Genomic DNA, 3,591 nt, shown 5'->3' with positions numbered 1-3,591 from the left:
CCGGCAGACTTCATGGCGTCCGCCTGCGGAATGGTGCGCGGAAAGCCGTCAAACAGAAAGCCCTTGGCGCAGTCGGGCTGGGCAATGCGCTCTTTGACTAAATTGATGATCAGGTCGTCGCTGACCAGTGCACCCGAGTCCATGATTTTTTTGGCTTCAATGCCCAGCTGCGTGCCGGCTTTGACGGCCGCACGAAGCATGTCGCCGGTGGAAATCTGGGGAATGCCGTACTTCTGGCAGATGAAGGTCGCTTGCGTCCCCTTGCCCGCGCCAGGCGCGCCCAACAAAATCAGTCTCATGGATGTCCTCGGATTTTATGAATTCTTGAAGTCAGCCCGAACCGCCGGCCGGTTTCCGCAGGGGCTGCTTGACAGGTATGGAGGGCTGCCGGCACGCCCTGCAGGCCTCACACTTGTGTTTTTCCCAAGGATAGCATGCACCCCTGACAGCAACTTACGAGCCCGCGTCATGCCGGGGAGGGCAGGTCAGGAAAACAGCTTGCGGGCGAGGTCCAGGTCTTCCGGCGTGTCAACGCCCGGCCCAGGCGCGTCGCCAGTGATGTGCACGGCGATGCGATGGCCGTGCCACAGCGCCCGGAGTTGCTCAAGGCACTCCAGTTGCTCGAGTGGCGACTGGGGAAGGCGCGGGAACTCCCGCAGAAATCCCACCCGATAGCCGTAAATGCCTACGTGCCGGAGTGGCCGGGGCAGGCTGCTGCCGGCCTCCCACCACGCCTTGCCGGTAAAGTCGCGCGCGGCCGGAATGGGTGAGCGGCTGAAGTAAAGGGCCGTATGGCGCGCATCAAGCACCACCTTGACCACATTGGGGTTGTTCAGGTCGGCCAGCTGCTGGATGGCATGCGCCGCCGTGCTCATGGCGCAGTCTGGGCGCTCGATGAGCAGGCGTGCGACCGCGTCGATCAAGGCCGGGTCAATCAGCGGCTCGTCACCTTGCACATTCACCACAATGTCGTCGTCCGCGAGTCCCAGCACGCTGCAGGCTTCCGCGAGCCGGTCGCTGCCGCTGGGGTGGTCTTCTCGTGTCAGCACGGCGGCGATGCCGAAAGACGCGCATTTTTCGATGATTTCGTTACTGTCGGTTGCGACGACGGTGCGCAGGGCAGTGCTCCGCATCGCGCGCTGCGCAACACGCACGACCATGGGTGCACCGCCGATGTCGGCCAGCGGCTTGTTGGGCAGGCGTGTAGAGGCCAGCCTGGCCGGAATGAGGACGGTGAAGCTCATGCTTTCGGGGTCTTGCTTGTTTTTTTCAAGGCGCCGTTCACAGACCGAGTTCTTCATCAGTCAAGGTCCGCGCTTCGCTTTCCAGCAGCACGGGAAGCCCGTCGCGCACCGGGTAGGCGAGGCGGGCGCTGCGGGAAACAAGTTCCTGTTTTTCCCGGTCGTAGTCGAGCGGGCCTTTGGTCACAGGGCAGACCAGCAGTTCAAGCAGTTTGGTGTCCATGGCCTGATGGTAAGGGAGAAATCAGCGGGGCCAGCCGGGCATCGAGTGCGGCAAAGAACGCTGGTTCGGGCGTAAACACCAAAGGTACGGCCAGAACCTCCTTTTGTGATGTGCCCTGCAGGGCAAAAAGCTTGACGGCGTCTTTTTCAGTGCACAGCACCACACGCCCTTTGAGTTCCTCCGCTTCCAGGTCTTGATCGGTGAAGTCATGGTGGTCGGGCAGGGCCGTTGTGGCCTGCAGCGTCAGGCCGGTTTCCCTCAGCATTCCGAAAAATGCTTCAGGATTGGCTATGCCCGCAAGTGCCGCCAGAGGCCGGCCCCGCAGGCTCGCCAGCGAGACCGGTTCGTCCCGGGCGGAATAAGCTTCGTTGCTCAGTTTCCGGTTGGAAACAAACCCTTCAAATGCCGGTTTTTGCCCGGTGTGCAGCACAAAATTCAAGCCAACCCRTTCGCGTGCGGGCCAGGGCTCACGCAACGGACCTGCCGGTAGCAGCCAGCCGTTCCCCACACCTCGGTCATCGAACACGGCAATCTCGATATCGCGCTGCAGGGCGTAGTGCTGCAGACCGTCGTCACACACGACTACAGCCGTGCCCGGATATGCCGCAAGCAATGCGCGCACGGCGTCTGCACGCTTGCCGGCAACAAAAACAGGCGCACCCGTTGCGCGCTTGATAAGGGCCGGCTCGTCGCCTGTGAGGTGAGGGGATGCGCCGGGGACCACCTCCAGGCAGGCGGTGCCGTGCCGTCCATAACCCCGCGACACCACCCCCACCCGTATCTGTTGCGCCTGCAGATGTTTCACCAGGGCAATCACCAGCGGTGTTTTTCCGGCGCCGCCGGCAATGACGTTTCCGACCACGATCACCGGAACGCCGAAATGTTCGGACCGGAGAATGTGACGGCGATACAGCACCCACCGCAGCCGCACGACCAGGCCATAGGCCTGGGCCAGCGGCCAGAGCAGGCATGCCGGCCAACCCCGTTTGCGCCAGGCATTCTGCAAAATCTGTTTCACGTGATGACTGCCATTTCGCCGCGAAGGCTGCATGGAATGGGCAACCGGCCCTGGCCTATCTGGCCCCGGCCGTTGCGGCGCTTTGCGTTGCAAATGTGATTTGTGTCAGCCCCTGGCGGCGTGCGGCCTCCATGACCGTAATAACGGCCTGATGCGTGGCGTTGGCATCGGCGCTGATGATGATGACGCTTTCCTTGCCGGCTTTCGCTGCTTCGGCAAGCGCGGCTCCCAGCACTTCGATGCCACGGCCTTCCACCAGAGTCTTGTTGACCATGTAGCGGCCGTCGCTGCTCACGGCGACGATGACTTCCTTGGGATAATCGCGCTGCTGTTCGGCGTTGGCGATCGGCAGCTTGACCTGAAGTTCGGTGAACTTGCTGTAGGTGGTGGACAGCATCAGGAAGATCAGCACCACGAGCAGTACATCGATGAAGGGGATCAGATTGATCTCCGGCTCGTCATGAGGATGGGGGCGGAAGTTCATTTTCTGAGGGTATTGAGGTGGCGTACAAAACGCTCGGCCGCCAGCTCCATCGTCAGCAGATATCCGTCCACTCGCGCCCGGAAATAGCGCCAGAAAATCAGCGAGGGAATGGCCACCATCAGGCCGAAAGCCGTGTTGTAGAGCGCAATCGAAATGCCTTGCGCCAACTGGGCAGGGTTGCCGCCAGCGGCATTGCTCACACCTCCACCACCTGCCTGGGAGCCGAAAATCTCGATCATGCCGATGACTGTGCCCAATAGGCCGAGCAGGGGGGCGGCAGAGGCGATGGTCGCCAGGGCTGCCAAGTATCGTTCCAGCTTGTGGGCCGCCTTGCGTCCTGCGCCTTCCAGCGTGGAACGCAGGTCATCCTCGCTGATCCTTGGATTGGTGTTCAGGGCGCGAAAACCGCTGGCAAGCACTTCGCCGAGCAGCGAGTTTTGTTCAAGCTGCGCCACGACATCGGGTGAGGGGACGGAGGCGCGGGAGACGGTGATGGCTTCGTCAAGCAACTTGGCGGGGGCGACTTTTCGGGTTTTAAGGCTGGTAAAACGCTCGATAACCAGAGCAAGGGCCAAGACAGAGCAGGCAACCAGGGGCCAAATCGGCCAACCTGCGGCTTGTATGA

6 protein-coding genes are annotated in these 3,591 nt (G+C 61.8%); all 6 read right to left on the bottom strand.

Translation table 11 applies throughout. The features are described from left to right. Window positions 1-299: nucleoside monophosphate kinase (locus AC1D1X_RS18510; protein WP_477698843.1), on the bottom strand; the 299-nt coding region annotated here is incomplete at its 3' end. A 186-nt stretch (window positions 300-485) separates the two neighbouring features. Next, window positions 486-1,244, bottom strand: coding sequence for a 3-deoxy-manno-octulosonate cytidylyltransferase (kdsB, locus tag AC1D1X_RS18505; RefSeq protein WP_477669424.1), 759 nt, complete (start codon window positions 1,242-1,244; stop codon window positions 486-488). A gap of 37 nt (window positions 1,245-1,281) precedes the next feature. Continuing rightward, window positions 1,282-1,464 carry a Trm112 family protein gene (locus AC1D1X_RS18500; protein WP_122956562.1) on the bottom strand — a complete coding sequence of 61 codons (183 nt, stop codon included), beginning with the start codon at window positions 1,462-1,464 and terminating at the stop codon, window positions 1,282-1,284. Beyond that, complete coding sequence (gene lpxK / locus AC1D1X_RS18495; protein ID WP_477698842.1) at window positions 1,445-2,515, bottom strand: tetraacyldisaccharide 4'-kinase; 1,071 nt, start codon at window positions 2,513-2,515, stop codon at window positions 1,445-1,447. Before lpxK ends, AC1D1X_RS18500 begins: the two co-directional genes overlap by 20 nt. Window positions 2,516-2,537: 22 nt before the next feature. Next, complete coding sequence (locus AC1D1X_RS18490) at window positions 2,538-2,966, bottom strand: ExbD/TolR family protein (RefSeq protein WP_457280760.1); 429 nt, start codon at window positions 2,964-2,966, stop codon at window positions 2,538-2,540. Then, window positions 2,963-3,589: a MotA/TolQ/ExbB proton channel family protein gene (locus AC1D1X_RS18485; RefSeq protein WP_477698841.1), complete on the bottom strand. Its 627-nt coding sequence runs from the start codon at window positions 3,587-3,589 to the stop codon at window positions 2,963-2,965. The genes AC1D1X_RS18490 and AC1D1X_RS18485 overlap by 4 nt, the downstream gene beginning before the upstream one ends. Between the last annotated feature and the right edge of the window lie 2 nt (window positions 3,590-3,591).

Source organism: Polaromonas sp. P1_G4, from assembly GCF_056405475.1.
This window is presented reverse-complemented; position numbering and strand designations above follow the sequence as displayed.

Bases quoted from the DNA above. Each gene is read 5' to 3' on its own strand.
- kdsB (WP_477669424.1), bottom strand. From the start codon at position 1,244: ATGAGCTTCACCGTCCTCATTCCGGCCAGGCTGGCCTCTACACGCCTG.
- AC1D1X_RS18500 (WP_122956562.1), bottom strand. From the start codon at position 1,464: ATGGACACCAAACTGCTTGAACTGCTGGTCTGCCCTGTGACCAAAGGC.
- AC1D1X_RS18490 (WP_457280760.1), bottom strand. From the start codon at position 2,966: ATGAACTTCCGCCCCCATCCTCATGACGAGCCGGAGATCAATCTGATC.